This window comes from Deinococcus hopiensis KR-140, from assembly GCF_900176165.1.
Taxonomy (GTDB): Bacteria; Deinococcota; Deinococci; order Deinococcales; family Deinococcaceae; genus Deinococcus; species Deinococcus hopiensis.
The window spans coordinates 3,002,156-3,015,662 of record NZ_FWWU01000009.1 but is presented as its reverse complement, the minus strand read 5'-3'; the positions used below and the strand labels follow the sequence as shown (position 1 = coordinate 3,015,662).

The 13,507-nt window shown below is 66.9% G+C and carries 17 protein-coding genes; 7 read left to right on the top strand and 10 right to left on the bottom strand.

Annotation, left to right across the window (positions count from 1 at the left end; translation table 11 throughout):
• Window positions 1-11: 11 nt before the first annotated feature.
• Complete coding sequence (locus B9A95_RS28085; RefSeq protein WP_084050599.1) at window positions 12-1,478, bottom strand: UDP-N-acetylmuramoyl-L-alanyl-D-glutamate--2,6-diaminopimelate ligase; 1,467 nt, start codon at window positions 1,476-1,478, stop codon at window positions 12-14.
• A gap of 170 nt (window positions 1,479-1,648) precedes the next feature.
• Between B9A95_RS28085 and B9A95_RS28080 the strand changes: the two genes are divergently transcribed.
• Window positions 1,649-2,140, top strand: a complete 492-nt coding sequence (locus tag B9A95_RS28080) for a YciE/YciF ferroxidase family protein (protein ID WP_245808563.1) — start codon at window positions 1,649-1,651, stop codon at window positions 2,138-2,140.
• Between the two features lie 256 nt (window positions 2,141-2,396).
• On the opposite strand, the gene B9A95_RS28075 is transcribed toward B9A95_RS28080, so the two are convergent.
• From B9A95_RS28075 to B9A95_RS28045, 7 genes are all read right to left on the bottom strand, one after another.
• Window positions 2,397-3,020, bottom strand: coding sequence for a deoxynucleoside kinase (locus tag B9A95_RS28075; RefSeq protein ID WP_084050595.1), 624 nt, complete (start codon window positions 3,018-3,020; stop codon window positions 2,397-2,399).
• A gap of 76 nt (window positions 3,021-3,096) precedes the next feature.
• Complete coding sequence (locus B9A95_RS28070) at window positions 3,097-3,708, bottom strand: deoxynucleoside kinase (RefSeq protein WP_084050593.1); 612 nt, start codon at window positions 3,706-3,708, stop codon at window positions 3,097-3,099.
• 103 nt (window positions 3,709-3,811) lie between these two features.
• The gene (locus B9A95_RS28065; protein WP_084051029.1) at window positions 3,812-4,909 is read right to left on the bottom strand and encodes a S1C family serine protease; all 1,098 of its coding nucleotides are present in this window, start codon (window positions 4,907-4,909) and stop codon (window positions 3,812-3,814) included.
• Window positions 4,909-5,136 carry an FmdB family zinc ribbon protein gene (locus B9A95_RS28060; protein ID WP_084050591.1) on the bottom strand — a complete coding sequence of 76 codons (228 nt, stop codon included), beginning with the start codon at window positions 5,134-5,136 and terminating at the stop codon, window positions 4,909-4,911. Before B9A95_RS28060 ends, B9A95_RS28065 begins: the two co-directional genes overlap by 1 nt.
• A 194-nt stretch (window positions 5,137-5,330) precedes the next feature.
• Window positions 5,331-6,212, bottom strand: coding sequence for a TAXI family TRAP transporter solute-binding subunit (locus tag B9A95_RS28055; protein ID WP_084050589.1), 882 nt, complete (start codon window positions 6,210-6,212; stop codon window positions 5,331-5,333).
• 31 nt (window positions 6,213-6,243) lie between these two features.
• The gene (locus tag B9A95_RS28050; RefSeq protein ID WP_084050587.1) at window positions 6,244-6,432 is read right to left on the bottom strand and encodes a hypothetical protein; all 189 of its coding nucleotides are present in this window, start codon (window positions 6,430-6,432) and stop codon (window positions 6,244-6,246) included.
• On the bottom strand, window positions 6,429-7,181 hold the full coding sequence (locus B9A95_RS28045) for a hypothetical protein (RefSeq protein ID WP_084050585.1): 753 nt from the start codon (window positions 7,179-7,181) through the stop codon (window positions 6,429-6,431). The genes B9A95_RS28050 and B9A95_RS28045 overlap by 4 nt, the downstream gene beginning before the upstream one ends.
• A 25-nt stretch (window positions 7,182-7,206) precedes the next feature.
• Between B9A95_RS28045 and B9A95_RS32795 the strand changes: the two genes are divergently transcribed.
• From B9A95_RS32795 to B9A95_RS28035, 4 genes are all read left to right on the top strand, one after another.
• Entirely contained in the window at window positions 7,207-7,473 is a 267-nt protein-coding gene (locus B9A95_RS32795; protein WP_139807015.1) for a hypothetical protein, read from the top strand.
• Window positions 7,474-8,176: 703 nt separating this feature from the next.
• A complete protein-coding gene (locus B9A95_RS28040; protein WP_084050583.1) occupies window positions 8,177-8,533 on the top strand; it encodes a TAXI family TRAP transporter solute-binding subunit in 357 nt (118 codons plus the stop codon).
• 116 nt (window positions 8,534-8,649) lie between these two features.
• Window positions 8,650-8,802 carry a hypothetical protein gene (locus tag B9A95_RS34245; protein ID WP_170928790.1) on the top strand — a complete coding sequence of 51 codons (153 nt, stop codon included), beginning with the start codon at window positions 8,650-8,652 and terminating at the stop codon, window positions 8,800-8,802.
• Window positions 8,803-8,980: 178 nt separating this feature from the next.
• A complete protein-coding gene (locus tag B9A95_RS28035) occupies window positions 8,981-9,244 on the top strand; it encodes a hypothetical protein (protein ID WP_084050581.1) in 264 nt (87 codons plus the stop codon).
• Here B9A95_RS28035 and B9A95_RS28030 read toward each other — a convergent pair.
• A complete protein-coding gene (locus tag B9A95_RS28030; protein ID WP_084050579.1) occupies window positions 9,218-11,056 on the bottom strand; it encodes an acyl-CoA dehydrogenase C-terminal domain-containing protein in 1,839 nt (612 codons plus the stop codon). The two genes, B9A95_RS28035 and B9A95_RS28030, sit on opposite strands and share 27 nt — an antisense overlap.
• Window positions 11,057-11,254: 198 nt before the next feature.
• On the opposite strand from B9A95_RS28030, the gene B9A95_RS28025 reads away from it, so the two are divergent.
• On the top strand, window positions 11,255-11,944 hold the full coding sequence (locus B9A95_RS28025; protein WP_084050577.1) for a Crp/Fnr family transcriptional regulator: 690 nt from the start codon (window positions 11,255-11,257) through the stop codon (window positions 11,942-11,944).
• 247 nt (window positions 11,945-12,191) lie between these two features.
• On the opposite strand, the gene B9A95_RS28020 is transcribed toward B9A95_RS28025, so the two are convergent.
• A complete protein-coding gene (locus tag B9A95_RS28020) occupies window positions 12,192-12,860 on the bottom strand; it encodes a DNA-3-methyladenine glycosylase family protein (RefSeq protein WP_084050575.1) in 669 nt (222 codons plus the stop codon).
• Window positions 12,861-12,998: 138 nt separating this feature from the next.
• On the opposite strand from B9A95_RS28020, the gene B9A95_RS28015 reads away from it, so the two are divergent.
• On the top strand, window positions 12,999-13,499 hold the full coding sequence (locus B9A95_RS28015) for a YbaY family lipoprotein (RefSeq protein ID WP_084050573.1): 501 nt from the start codon (window positions 12,999-13,001) through the stop codon (window positions 13,497-13,499).
• Window positions 13,500-13,507: the final 8 nt, after the last annotated feature.

Below are 13,507 nucleotides of genomic sequence, written 5' to 3'. Positions count from 1 at the left end.
TGCCGCCCGACTCACGTCCTTGCCGCCAGCGCCGCCCGCGCTTCCTCCACCTCGTTCCAGGGCAGGACCTCGGCGCCGCGTTCGAGGGTGTCTTCCGCGCCCTTGCCCGCCAGCAGCACCGTGTCACCGGGTTGGGCGGCTCCAATCACGTACCGAATCGCTTCCCGCCGGTCTCCGAGGCGCGTGAAGTTGCCGCGCCCCGCCTCCCGCACGCTCCGCTCCATCTCGCGCAGGATGTCGTCCAGCGGTGTGTCGCGGTGGTCTTCCTCCGTAAAGACCGCGTGGTCTGCCAGCCGCGTCGCCACCTCGCCCAGCGGCGCGCGCTTGCCCGGATCCCGCAGGCCGCCCGCAGAACCGATCAGCACCCACAGGCGTCCGGCAGTGGTGGTCCGCAGGGTGGCGAGCGCCTTTTCCAAGCTCGGCGGCGTGTGCGCGAAGTCCACGATCACACGCGGGTCCTTTTCGTCACCGGGCACCAGTTCCATCCGCCCCGGCACGCCCCGGAAAGAGGCCAGGCCACCCACCAGCGCCTGCGCCGCAGCTCCCAGTCGCGCCGCCGCCGCCATCGCTGCGAGTGCGTTCGCCACGTTGAAGCGTCCAATCATGGGCAGGTGTGCCGCAAAGTCGCCCAGGGGCGAGAAAACGCGGAAGTGCAGGCCTGTCGCCCGTTCCTCAATTGCACCTGCCTGCCAGTCGGCGGCGTGGCCGTCGATGGAGTAGGTGGTTTCCTCGGCAGCGATGCCCGTCAGGCGTTCGGCCCATGGGTCATCGGCGTTGAGCACAGCGAAAGGCGCTCGCTCCACCAGTTTGCGCTTTTCCGCGAAGTAGTTCTCCACCGTGCCGTGAAAATCCAGGTGTTCGCGCGTGAGGTGCGTCCACACCGCCACGTCCCACGCCACCCCACGCACCCGTTCCAGCGCCAGCGCGTGGCTGCTCGCCTCCAGCACCACGGCCTGCCCGCCCGCTTCCACCATCGCGCGGAGGGTCTGCTGAACCTGCGGGGCCTCGGGTGTGGTGAAGTGGGCGGGAAAGTGCCGCAACTCGCCGTCCGGTAACTCGTAGCCCACGGTGCTCAGCAGCCCGGTCTGGAGGCCCGACTCGCGGAGCAGGTGCCGCGTCAGCCAGCTTGTCGTCGTCTTGCCGTCCGTGCCCGTCACGCCCACCACCTTCAGGGCCCGGCTGGGATGGCCTTCCAGCTCGGCCGACGCGTCGGCCAGGGCTGCGCGCGCGTTCGGCACCGTCAGATAGGGCAGTGGAGAAGCCGTGCCCTCCGGCAGACCCTCGCCCAGCGCGGCCACGGCTCCCTTCGCTGCCACCTCCGGCAGAAAGGTGTGCCCGTCGAACCGCGCCCCACGAATCGCCACGAAGACGGAGCCGGGTTCCACCCAGGCGGCGTTGTGGGTTACGCCGCTCACCTCCACCTCGGGCAGGGCGGGGGCGGGCACGTGAAGGGCAGCAGCGAGGGCGGGCAGTCGCATGGCCCGAGACTAGCAGCCGCTTTCTTCCTGACCCCCCGGGCAGGCGGAGGGTTGGATGGCGTCTGGCCAAAGCCACACTCAAAGTCGCGCCTTCATCTTCTTGGGTCTGTTGCCAGAAGTCATGGTCAGTCCACAGTCAGAATGCCGGGCGAGGTGAAATGAATATGCCGATGCAAATGCAAGATCTGCAAGACCTGTACATCCACAAGCTCAAGGACATCTACAGCGCCGAGCAGCAGGCCCTCCAGGCCATGCAACAGAGCGTCACGGCGGTTCAGACGCCTGAGCTCAAGCAGGGCATCACGCTGCACATTCAGCAGACCGAGGGGCAGATTGAGCGCCTGGAGCAGATTTTCCAGAAGCTGGGTGAGCAGCCCGGCGGCGTGACCTGCGAGGGCATGAAGGGCCTTGTGGAAGAAGCCCAGAAGCTGTTGCAGGAAAACGCCTCCCCCGAGGTGCTGGAGGCTGGCCTGATCGCGGCCCAGCAGGCCATCGAGCACTACGAAATCGCGGGCTACGGCACCGCACGCACCTACGCGCAGCTGCTGGGTGACCAGGACGCCGTGCAACTGCTGGAGCAGACCCTCGAGGAAGAGAAGCTGACCGACGAGAAGCTGACCCAGGTGGCCCAGCAGATCAACGTCGAAGCGCTCAACGCGTAAAAAAGCAGGATTATAGATGGGGCGGCTGCCGGTGGGGTGGCCGCTTTTTTCATGCTCACGTGTGATCGGGTTTCCGGCGTCGCGCGTTGGCCACCGGCTGTGGACAGAAGGCTGTTGAAGGGGCCGTGGGCAATCTCCGCTCACCGAACCGAAGGTGATTATCCGGGGTGTTCGGCACCCACTCTTCCGTTCTCACGTCCCGCCTTGACAGCGGCGCTCCACAGTGAGGGCGATGTCTACGCCCACCCTCCAAACCCTACCGCAGCAGCGGCAGCCCGAACCCGTAGGCCTGCACCCGGTCACACACCCACTGAAAGGCCCCCGGGTCCTGCACGAAGTCCAGCGCGTCGCCGGGCACGCGCACCACGGGGCATGCATCAAAGGCTCCGATCCAGGCGTCGTACAGCCGGTTTAGCCCACCGAGGTACGCTTCGGGAATGTCCTGCTCGTAGGCGCGGCCCCGCTGGGCGATGCGCCCCCTCAAGGTGGGCAGCGAGGCGTCGATGTGCAGCAGCAGGTCCGGCACCCGCAGGGCTGGAAGCACGCCCTCATACAACCCCCGGTACGTCTCCCAGTCGCGCGTCTCCATCTGCCCGCTCTCGAACAGGTTGCGCGCGAAGATGTTCGCGTCCTCGAAGACTGTACGGTCCTGAATGACGTACCGAGCGCCCGTCACCAGGTTGAGGTGCTGCTCCAGCCGCCGCGACAGGAAGTACACCTGCGAGTGAAAGGAATACCGCCGCATGTCCCGGTAAAAGTCTTCCAGGTACGGGTTGTCGGCGTAGGGCTCGTACACAGGCCGCAGTCCATACCGGTCCGAGAGCATCCGCGTCAGCGTGCTCTTCCCACTGCCGATGTTGCCGGAGACGGCGAGGTACATCAGCGCCCCGCTTCCCCTGGGAAGGTGAGCGGAGGCCGCCGCTGAGCCCCGACCGCCACCCGCCCGAAGCCCGCCCTCATACCGCTGCCCCTTGCGCCTGCAACTCCCCATAGATCCGGTCCAGCAGCGCCTGCTCGTCGGTCTCGCTCTCCACGAAGTCGTAGTGGCTGGCGTCCACGGTGAGGAGGCGGCCCGGGTAGGTGCGGAAGTATTCGTCGTAGCGGTGCGTCAGTTCCTGCAGGTAGGCGCCCTGCATATCCTGCTCGAAGGGGCGGCCCCGCTTTTCGATGCGGGAGAGCAGCAAATCGGTATCCGCGCGCAGGTACACCACCAGATCCGGCGTGGGCAGCCGGGGCGAGAGGTGGGCGTACAGGTCTTCGTACAGCGCGAATTCGGCGTCCTTGAGATTCATCGCCGCGAAGATGAAGTCCTTGTCGAAGAGGTAATCGCTGACCACGTGCCCGCTCCACAGCCCCGGCTGCGCGAGCGCGGAGAGCTGCTTGAAACGCGAGAGCAGGAAGAACACCTGCACCTGAAAGGCATACGTCTCGGGTGCTGCGTAAAAGTGCGCCAGGAAGGGATTTTCCTCCACCACTTCGAGATTCAGCTCGGCTCCTGAGCGCGTGGCCAGCCGCCGGGCGAGGCTCGTTTTTCCCACCCCGATGGGGCCTTCGACGACGAGGTACATAGCGCCTGAGATGATAGGGCGGCCAGCGGCCAGCTGCCAGTGAGCAGCAAAAGTAGGGCGCTTCGGCGGGCGCTCCCGCTTTTCGCGTCCTGCTGGCGACCCACTACAACCGGCGCTGAGGCAGCGTCACCTTCAGGTCCACGGCCTTCTTGCCCCGCCACAGCCGCAGGGCCACCTTCTGGCCCGAGCGTTTGGCCGCTACGATGCGGGTCACGTCGAAGGCGTTTCGGACGCGTACGCCGTCCACAGCCACGATGATGTCACCCAGCGGCGCGAGAAGCTGGCCCCGACTGTTGCGCAGCGAACCGCGCAGGCCCGCGCGCTCGCCCGCCGATCCCGCAGCCACCTCGTCCACGAGCACGCCCTCGGAGCTGCTCAGGCCCGCGAGCTGGCGCAGGGCGGGGTCCAGCGTTTCGAGGTCCACCAGCGTCACGCCCAGGGTGCCGCGCTGGGGCACGCCGATCTTTTCCAGGTCGTCGAGGCTCTGGCGCACCAGGTCCCCCGGCACGGCCAGCCCGATCACGCCGGGCACGAAGCTGTTGGGGGCCGCATTGGCGTCCGCCACGCCAACCACGGCCCCGCGCGAGTCCAGGACCGGGCCGCCGCTGTTGCCCTGCTGAATGTTGACGCTCGTGGCGATGTACTGCCCGATCTCCTGCCCCAAACCGTCTGTGCGGGGAATATCGCGTGGGCTGGCGGCCACGCCGAACACCCCCGTGTTCACGAAGTTCTGAATTTTTAGCGGCGTGCCCACCGTCAGCAGTTTCTGCCCCGGCAGCAGGGTGCTGCTTCGCCCAAAGGCCAGCGTGCGCGGGGCCGTCACGCCCGTCACCTTGAGCACCGCGATGTCGATGCCTGGGTCCGCGCCCTCGATCTGGGCCGTCACGCGCCGCCCGTTGTACAGGGTCACGCTGATGGATTCCTGGTCCTGAATGACGTGGTAGTTCGTGACGATCAGGTTCTTCTTGTAAAAGAAACCGCTGCCCGTGTCCACCGGCTCGTCGCCGGGATTCAGCGCTTCCTTGCGCAGCCGCACGTCCACCCGCACCACGGCGGGCAGCACCTTTTGCGCCACCTCCACCGTGTTCACCTCGTCGGGCGTGACGAGCGCGCGCCCCGCCGTGACCCGCCCGGTGATGTACGCGCCGGTCAGCGCCCCCGCGGTCAGCAGGCCAGCGCCCAGAACGCGCGCCCCCGAGATCACTCCCCGCCGCCCCCGCCCCCGCCCTCGCTGCCGCCGCTCTTCTCCCTGGGGCGCGAATCGGTCACATAAAAGCCGCTGCCGCGAAAGGCGATGCCGGGTTGCGAGAGAACGCGCTTGATGGCCGCGCCCGTCTCGGGATGCTGCGTGAGGGGTTCGTCACGCATGCTCTGCTTGATCTCGTACGTTTCGCCGGTCTGAAGGTTCTTGTACACGTAGGTGGGCATGGCTGGTCTTCTCCGGCTGTCAATCTAGCAGGGGGCGCGAAACGGGGGGTACGCCAATTGTCACCGGGTGGAGAAACGCTAAAGGCCCCTTTCGAGTGGGAAAAGTGGGACTCTGCAGGCAGAGCGGCCCTCCCCCTCATCTGGACAGCGACCAGGAGAGCAACAGGTTTGCCCCTCCGGCGGTTGGGCAGGCCCTACTTGTACTGGGGCCAGGGCCACGTCCTGAACGTCACGTCCTGCCATTTGGGGTGCATGCCCTCGTCTTCCTGCAGGTTGACGAGTTTGCTCATGGCGCATTTCTGGTAGTCCAGCAGCAGCTTTTTCTTGTCCGGAGTCTTGAAGTCGCGGGTGGCGAGGACGCTCTGCACGGCGATGGTGGGCACGCTCTGGGCACTGAGGTTGGGGTAAAAGAGCTTTGCCGGAGAGTAGATGGCGGCCAGTCGGTCATTCATGGGCACGGGGACGAGATTGACCCCGTTGCCCAGGTTCTTGACCCAGGCGGCGGGTTGCCCCACCACGGCCAGTACGGCGTCCACCTGTCCGCCCATCAGCGCGTTTAAGGCCGAGGGCTGGTCCTTGAAATTCACGATCCTGTACGGCACGCCCGTCATCGCGCCGACCACCCGCGCCGTGATCAGGCTGCCGCCCCACGCGCCCACCCGCTTGCCCTTCAGGTCCGCAAAATTCTGCACGCCTGTCACGGTGGTCTTGCCCAGGATGTTCTTCTTGACCACGGGTGGGCGGGCGAAGAGGTGCAGTTCCTCGCTGTGCAGGGGCAGCAGCGCGCGGATGTTCTCCACGCGTGGGTCCTTGTCGATCTGCTGGCGGGCCTTGAGGACGTCGCTCTGCACGAAGGCCAGCGATACCTGGTTGTCGAGCAGCAGGTCGATGTTTTCCAGGGAGCCACTCGTGCCGCGTTCGCGCAGGTACGCGCTCTGGGTACAGACCGCACCGATGTTCTTGAACATGGCGCTGTAGGTGCCCGTGGGGCTGCCCGTGGCGACGTTGAGGCTGGCGTTCGCGGCCTGCGCCGCGCCGGGAAGCAGGAGGAGAGCCGTGGTCAGAATGCGCTTCATGGAGCCTCCGGGAAGGAAAGGGGGAGGGGGGTTATTTCAGGTCACCGTAGCCGTCGACCGAGGAGGTGGATGCGGGCGGAGGATCGCCCTGCAGGGCCGGCGTGCTGACGCTGGCCGCGTCCCGGTCACCGAATGCCCCCCGCTGATCGAGGAAGATCACGGCGCCGCACACCAGCAAGATCAGGGCCAGCAGTCCCCCCAGCAGGCGGGCGCGGGTCACAGGCCGCCTCCCATGCCGCCACTGCCACCCGGTCTGGACGAGCGCTCACCGGACGCGAGGGCCTGATCGAGCAGTTCGGCATTGCGTCCCGCCCGGCGGGCGATCTCGGACAGGGCACTCTCGGTCACGTGACGGTCTTCGGCGCTGAGGTTGGCCTGCTGCAGCGCCGAGGCGACGTTGCCCTTGGCCTGCGCAAGCTGGGTATCGATGCGGGCCTTCTTAATCTGGCGGTCAAACTCCTTCAGGTCTGCGCGCAGATCGTCGAGGTGCGTCTGCGCGCGGGCGAAGGCGTCGCGGCTAACCTGCAGGTCGTTCTCCCAGCGGGCGGTGTCGGCGGCGTCCATCTCGGCGCGGTTGGTGTCGATCAACCGCGCAAAGTCCGCGAGGTGCCCGTTTGCCTCGGCCAGCTGGCGGCCCTTGGCGGCGATGAGGTTTTCGAACTGGCCGCGCTGCACAATCAGGGTTTCGAGGGGCATGGCGCGGGCCACCGCCTCCTTGCCCCGAACCCGGGCCGCGTTCAGGGCCAGCAGCAGGGCGGGCATCAGGAAGATCACGGCCATCACGGCCACAATCAGCGCCGCAATGGTCACGGTGGTAAAGGCCACGCCCGCCACGGCCACCGCTGCGCCCGCCAGCGCAGCGAGCGCCACCACAGCTCCCCCGGTGTACAGCGCCACCCGCGCGGGCGTGATGGGCGCGGCAGCGGGGCGGGTGTCCAACACCGTTTCCTGACGCACGGGTTTGCTCATATCTCCTTATACGCCTCCGAACGTCATGGGGTTGCCAGGTGCCCAGCCAGGAACGCGTAAGGCGGCGGTTTCAGGCCTCAGCCTATGCCGCTGGAATGGGCTGTGCCACGCTGGGGGCCTGGCCCCGACCCAGCAGGACGCCCTCCGAATCACCGCCGCTGATCAGGCCCGCGCCCTGCGGCGACACCACGGCTTTCTCGGCCAGCTTCTCACGCCGCGCTCGCCCACACGCGCGTCCCCGTGGCTGGGCACGGTTCCCAACCCCGTGCGTATCACCGCGCCCGCAAGTTGACCGCGCTGGACGCCTGCTGTTTGAGTCTGGGCGCGAGGGGACAAAGCGTTCGACCAGCTTGCCGCACGGCAGTTTCGGGTGCCCTCGGACCTGTTGCCGCCCGGCGACAGCGGGGGGAACGGCACCAGCGGACATGCGGGACCTGCCGGCGGCCTTCCTGCACGCCTACGGACGTTCGTGGAGCCGCATGCCCGCAGGCGAGGAAGACGCGCACAGCTTTGGAACCGCTCAGAAGCCTGTCGCGCCTGGCCGATACCCGGTGGGTGCTGGCCCACCCACCTCGGAGCCGCGGCCCTGCGCCTGGGACCGGAGCGGTATGCCCGGCCCGTGCGCGCCCTCTCGGCGCTGTGACCGGGGCCGCCAGCGAGGGCAGCCGCGAAGACGGCCAACCCTGCACTGCCGCCCTGCCCGCTTTCCAAGGCGTGCCCGGGGGAGAGGTGGAGGAGACTTCCGGGGCATCGGGCGGCGCGTCAACTCCTTGCTGGGCCGTGAGGAGTAATGCTGGCCTTCTCCTGATCAGGGCGGTCCAATTTGGGCCACGGGCAGACAAACGGCTGACACCCGCCTCCTCCGTTGATTCCAGGCACCCCCACGGAAACGGCGCGAGGGAGCCGGCACGAACGGGCAATTCGGCAGAAAAGTCCATTTCACCGCCCTTGCGCGCTTCTGACCGCTTCTCTCCGCCGCCCCCGGCCGCATAAAGGTGGCGGCGGGTCCGAACGGCTCCACCGCCTCCGCGGTGGACCTGGGCTGGGCCTGCACCCCGTCCCCATGGCTGCAGCGTCAGACTTCGGGCAGCACCGAGCGCCTGGAACTGCTGAACAACCAAGTGTCGCTGGCCTTCGTGCAACTCGGCGTGTTCAGGGGGCGGCAGCGGATTAACCGGGACCCCCGCGTCGAGAACGTGCGGGCCCTGTTGCCGCTGAATTTCAACGGGATTCACGCCGTGGCGCGGGTGCCCCAGAAGACGCTCCTGGGCAAGACGAAGGGTGTCCGCGCCTTTACCGAGTTGGGCGGTGAGCGCCCTGGGAGCGCAGTATCGTCACCGCTCAGACGCTGAGGGCCAAGGCGGCCGTGAACGCCGAGGTCCTGCCCTTTTCCGGGCCCGATTCGGCGCTCGCCGTGATTGGCCAACCCGCCGACTGAAGACGCTGGGTTCCCAGGAAGCTCGCGCTGTTGCCCCTGAACGTTGCGGCAAACCGGATGAACGCCTTGTACCGCCCCACACGGCTGGTCTACCCGCAGTTTGGCCGGGCGGCAGACACCTCCGCCGCGCAGCGCATCCTGGCGCCCCGGTCACGTTGCCCGAAAAGTGCCAGCAACTCCTGAAACACCAGGGGTGCGCGGTGACCTTGCTCACCGCGCTGCAGGAAACCGAAGGCAACCACCCCAAATGGCGTGAGGCGGATTTCAAGGGGAATGGCTGGCCGCTGTACAAGTAGACGCGCGCCGCAGCCGCGCCTCCAAGACAGGAGGCACCTTTCACGTTGGGGTGGGGAGCGGGACCGTGCCAGCCCCCATCACCTCCATCCGGTTCAAGTCCATGCCAATGGACGCTGGACGCGGCAACCTCCCCCCCCGCCCCAACGTCGGCCAGCGGGAGGCCCGCAACCGGATGAACAACGCCGTCCTGCGCGGGGTGACGTTGCTGAGCGTGGCCGTGCAGACGGGGAAACGGTTGGGCGAGAGCAACGAGAAGAGCGCTTCCCGTTCTGGGAAGCGCTCTTCTGGAGAAGTCTCTGGCTTACGCGCCGACGAGTTGCCCTTCTAGCCCGAACACCGCGCGGTCATCCACGGCCACCGGCTCGTTGCCCGCCTTGATGGTGGCGGCGAGCATCTTGGTCTCGGGGAACAGCTTGGTGAAGTAGAACTTCGCGGTCTGCACCTTGCCCAGGTAGAAGCCGTCGCGGTCCTGCCCGGCGCTGATCTTCTCGTGCGCGATCTTTGCCATTCGCGCCCACAGGTAACCGTAGACCACGTGGCCGAAGTAGCGCAGGTAGTCCACGGCGGCAGCGTTCACCTCGTCCGCGCCTTCCGCGCCCTGCATGGCCTTCTGACCGATCACCATCGTCAGCGTGCCGAGTTGGTTGGCGGCCTTGCCGAGCTGGTCGAGGTAGGGGGCAATGTCTTCGTTCTCGGCGTTCTCCTCCACGAACTCCTGAAGCGTTGAGGCCAGCTTCTGGAGCTTTTTGCCACCGTCCATCAGCACCTTGCGGCCCAGCAGGTCCAGCGCCTGGATGCCGTTGGTGCCCTCGTAGATCTGGCCGATACGGGCGTCGCGCACGAACTGCTCCATGCCCCACTCGCGGATGTAGCCGTGCCCGCCAAAGACCTGCTGCCCCAATACCGCCGTGTTAAAGCCGTTGTCGGTCATGAACGCCTTGGCGATCGGCGTGAGCAGCGCCACCAGATCGGCGGCCTCCTTGCGCTTGGCCTCGTCGGGGTGGTGGTGCTCGGCGTCGATGCTCAGCGCCAGCCACATCGCCATCGCGCGGCCCGCCTCGGTGTACGCCTTGCCCGTCAGCAGCATGCGGCGCACGTCGGGGTGGACGATGATGGGATCGGCCACTTCGGTGGGGCTCACGCGGGGCTCGTGGCGCATCTGCAGGCGGTCTTTCGCGTAGGCGAGTGCGTTCTGGTACGCCACTTCCCCGAGGCCGAGGCCCTGGAGGCCGGTGCCCAGACGCGCGGCGTTCATCATGATGAACATGTGGTTCATGCCCTTGTTGATCTCGCCGACGAGGTAGCCCTTGGCCGAATCGAAGTTCAGCACGGCGGTGGCGTTGCCGTGAATGCCCATCTTGTGCTCGATGGAGCCGCACACCACACCGTTGCGCTCGCCCAGCGAGCCGTCGGGGTTCACCAGGAACTTGGGCACCAGGAACAGTGAAATCCCCTTCGTTCCCTGGGGGCTGCCCTCCAGCCGGGCGAGGACGAGGTGCAGGATATTGTCGGCCATGTCGTGCTCACCGGCGCTGATGAAAATCTTGTTGCCGGTAATCGCGTAGGTGCCGTCGCCGTTGTCCGCAGCCTTGGTCCGGATGATGCCGAGGTCCGTGCCCGCGTGCGGCTCGGTGAGGCACATGGTGCCGGTCCACTCCCCGCTGACGAGTCTGGGCAGGTAGGTGTCTTTCAGCTCCTGGCTGCCCACTGCATGGAGCGCCGAGTACGCGCCGTGCGACAGACCCGGGTACATGGACCACGCCACGTTGGCCGAACACATCATCTCCACGAGGACGTTGCTCACGAGGTGGGGCATCCCCTGGCCGCCATACGCGGGATCAGCGTCCAACGCGGGCCACCCGGCGTCACGGTACTTCTTGTACGCGGCCTTGAAGCCGGTGGGGGTGGTCACGCTGCCGTCTTCATGGCGGGTGCAGCCCTCCTCGTCACCCACGCGGTTGAGGGGCACGAGTTCGCCCTCCACGAAGCGGGCAGCCTCGTCGAGCACCTGGTTCATCAGCTCGGCGTCGCCTGTCTCGTTCTCGGCGTAAAAGGGCATGGCAGCGAGCTGCTGTGGAGCCTGAAGCAGCTCGTGCATAAGGAATTTGATGTCGCGCAGCGGGGCTTTGTACTGGGGCATAGACCTTCTCCTCCTGGGGGGGCGGGGGCTTTCTTCTCGAACCGTCACTCGGCACAGCAAGGCACCCCAGCACGTTTGGTTGTACTGAGTCTAAAACTTTTTCCCGCGAATGTCACGTGGGCTGTCTCACCCTCGTGGGGCCGTGCGGAAGGGGGCTGTTTGGAGGCGGGGCGAGTTGCGGGTATTCTGGGCACAACCATGAATTATCCGAGCCTGGTCTGGCACCTCAAGCGTACCGAGCTGTTCGCGGACCTTGAACTGGCCGAGCTGGAACAGGTGGCCGCCACCACGCCCTACCGTTCCTACGCGCCGGGCGAGGTGATCTACCGCATGGACGATCCGGCGGACGCCCTGTACTTCGTTCGCAGCGGCCTGGTCAAGATCAGCAAGCTCTTTCCCAACGGCAAGGAAGCCATCCTGGGGGTGGTGGGCCAGCACGACACCTTTGGCGAACTGCTGTTGCAACCCGAGGAGCGCCGCCCCACACAGGCCGAGGCGCTGGAACGCACCACCCTGATCGTGCTGCCCCGCAACGAACTCCAAAAACTGCTGAACACCAAGCCGCACCTCGCCATGAAGCTGATTCGCCTGATGGCCGCCCGGTTGTTCGAGGCGCAGTCGTGGACCGCCACGGTCAGCGCCTACAGCGCCCCCGAGCGTGTGGCAAGTTTGCTCTACCGCCTCGCCCGTGAGTTTGGGCGGCCCCATGCCCAGGGGGTGGAACTGGCCCTCAAGCTCAGCCAGGAAGACATCGCCCGCATGGTGGGGGCCACCCGCGAGACGGTCAGCCACTCGCTGGGCAAGCTCAAGCAGGAAGGCGCAATCACCCGCGCCCGCACGCCCATCGTGGTGCGGCTGGACGTGCTCAAGCGGTATCTGGAGGAGTAAAAACCGCCGAATGGTTTAGCGTCTGATCGCTGGGATTTGATCTGGACCCGGTGGGTCTTCCGCCACCGGGAGCCGCGCCCTCTTCGGGCCGTTCCGGTCCCCTCGGGGTGTATCCATCCTCCCACTGCTCGGCACCCCTACGCGTCCTGTAAGGGGAAGGGGGTGAAGACGTTGTGGGCCTCTCTCACAAGGGAGGGGGCCTGGCGAAGCCGGGGTGGAGGGCGCGTGGGCGGCGACACTTCCTGTCCTACACCGGCTCCAGCGGCGACACTTCTCCGCCTCCCTTCGCTGCCGCCCGCCGCAGCGCCACCTCGAACCAGAAGGCGCGGGAAGCCAGCGAACGGTACGGGGACCATGCTGCCACCACAGCCTCCTGCGCCGCGCGGGTGGTGGCCTCCGGGTAGAGCCGCTCCACCCCCTGCCGGAGCACCAGATCCCCGAAGCTGAACACGTCTGGCCGCGCGAGGCCGAACAGCAGGAACATCTCCACCGTCCAGCGCCCGATGCCGGGGAGCGGCGTGAGGGCCGCAATGACTTCCTCGTCAGGCAGGGCCGACAGCTGTTCGAAGTCCACCGCTCCCGAGAGTGCCGCGTCCGCGAGGGCCTGCACGGTGCGGACCTTGGCCCACGACAGGCCCTGGGCGCGCAGGTTCTCGGGGACTGCTCCGCGCAGCGTTTCGGCGGAGACGCCTCCCAGCGCTGTGCAGAGCCGGGTATGGATGCTCGCCGCCGCCTTCACCGAGAGCTGCTGTCCCACCACGCTCCGCACCAGCGTCCCAAAGGGGTCTGGCGCCGGCGTCAGTACGGGCAGGGCCGGAAGCGGAGCGAGCATGGCTCCCAGCGCAGGATCACGGCTCAGCCATGCGAGGCCCTCGGCATGATCGGCGAGAGGGGGAAGAGGAGAGGCGGCAGGCATGGTCCGATTAGAGCATGGTCGAGTCCGAAAAAATGGGCACGCCTTCTGTATATGGCTGAACGCAGACGGCTGAAGGTAAAGGAAGTCCTCACCGTCGCCCCTCGTACCTGACCCGCCCGGACCCCTAGCGTGAACCGTATGAAACGACTCACGCTGCTGCTCACGGTCACCCTGCTGGCAACTCCGGCACTCGCCCAGGGCATCCGCATCACCAAGCCCAGTTCCCAGATGGGGAGCAGCATGTCCTCGGGGACGGTCACCACCACCACGACGACTTCGGCGACGAGCAGCACCATGATGGATGCGCCGAAAGGCTGGCGCGTGGTGGCCGGTCGGATCCGCGCGCCCCGCGACGTGCGCCTGCCTGCGGGCAGCAAGGTCATCCTCACCCTGGAGGACGTGACCGTGATGGACGCGCCCAGCAAGGCCCTGCTGACCGTAAGTTTCCCCGCCTCGCGCCTCTCCACGCCCTACCAGATCCAGTTCAGCCCCTCGCGTATCAGCGCCAGGCGGACCTACGCGGTCATGGCCCGCGTGACCGACTCCAATGGCCGCCTGCTCTACATCACGGACCAGACGCACGAACTGCCCCGCGCGGCGCGGGCGGTGCTGGACTTGCAGGTAAAGGCGGTCAGGTAGGGAAGTCG

Excerpts from the sequence above, each read along its gene's own strand:
- B9A95_RS28085 (WP_084050599.1), bottom strand. The coding sequence starts at position 1,478 with ATGCGACTGCCCGCCCTCGCTGCTGCCCTTCACGTGCCCGCCCCCGCC.
- B9A95_RS28080 (WP_245808563.1), top strand. The coding sequence starts at position 1,649 with ATGCAAATGCAAGATCTGCAAGACCTGTACATCCACAAGCTCAAGGAC.
- B9A95_RS28075 (WP_084050595.1), bottom strand. The coding sequence starts at position 3,020 with ATGTACCTCGCCGTCTCCGGCAACATCGGCAGTGGGAAGAGCACGCTG.
- B9A95_RS28070 (WP_084050593.1), bottom strand. The coding sequence starts at position 3,708 with ATGTACCTCGTCGTCGAAGGCCCCATCGGGGTGGGAAAAACGAGCCTC.
- B9A95_RS28060 (WP_084050591.1), bottom strand. The coding sequence starts at position 5,136 with ATGCCCACCTACGTGTACAAGAACCTTCAGACCGGCGAAACGTACGAG.
- B9A95_RS28055 (WP_084050589.1), bottom strand. The coding sequence starts at position 6,212 with ATGAAGCGCATTCTGACCACGGCTCTCCTCCTGCTTCCCGGCGCGGCG.
- B9A95_RS28045 (WP_084050585.1), bottom strand. The coding sequence starts at position 7,181 with ATGAGCAAACCCGTGCGTCAGGAAACGGTGTTGGACACCCGCCCCGCT.
- B9A95_RS32795 (WP_139807015.1), top strand. The coding sequence starts at position 7,207 with ATGGGGTTGCCAGGTGCCCAGCCAGGAACGCGTAAGGCGGCGGTTTCA.
- B9A95_RS28030 (WP_084050579.1), bottom strand. The coding sequence starts at position 11,056 with ATGCCCCAGTACAAAGCCCCGCTGCGCGACATCAAATTCCTTATGCAC.
- B9A95_RS28025 (WP_084050577.1), top strand. The coding sequence starts at position 11,255 with ATGAATTATCCGAGCCTGGTCTGGCACCTCAAGCGTACCGAGCTGTTC.
- B9A95_RS28020 (WP_084050575.1), bottom strand. The coding sequence starts at position 12,860 with ATGCCTGCCGCCTCTCCTCTTCCCCCTCTCGCCGATCATGCCGAGGGC.
- B9A95_RS28015 (WP_084050573.1), top strand. The coding sequence starts at position 12,999 with ATGAAACGACTCACGCTGCTGCTCACGGTCACCCTGCTGGCAACTCCG.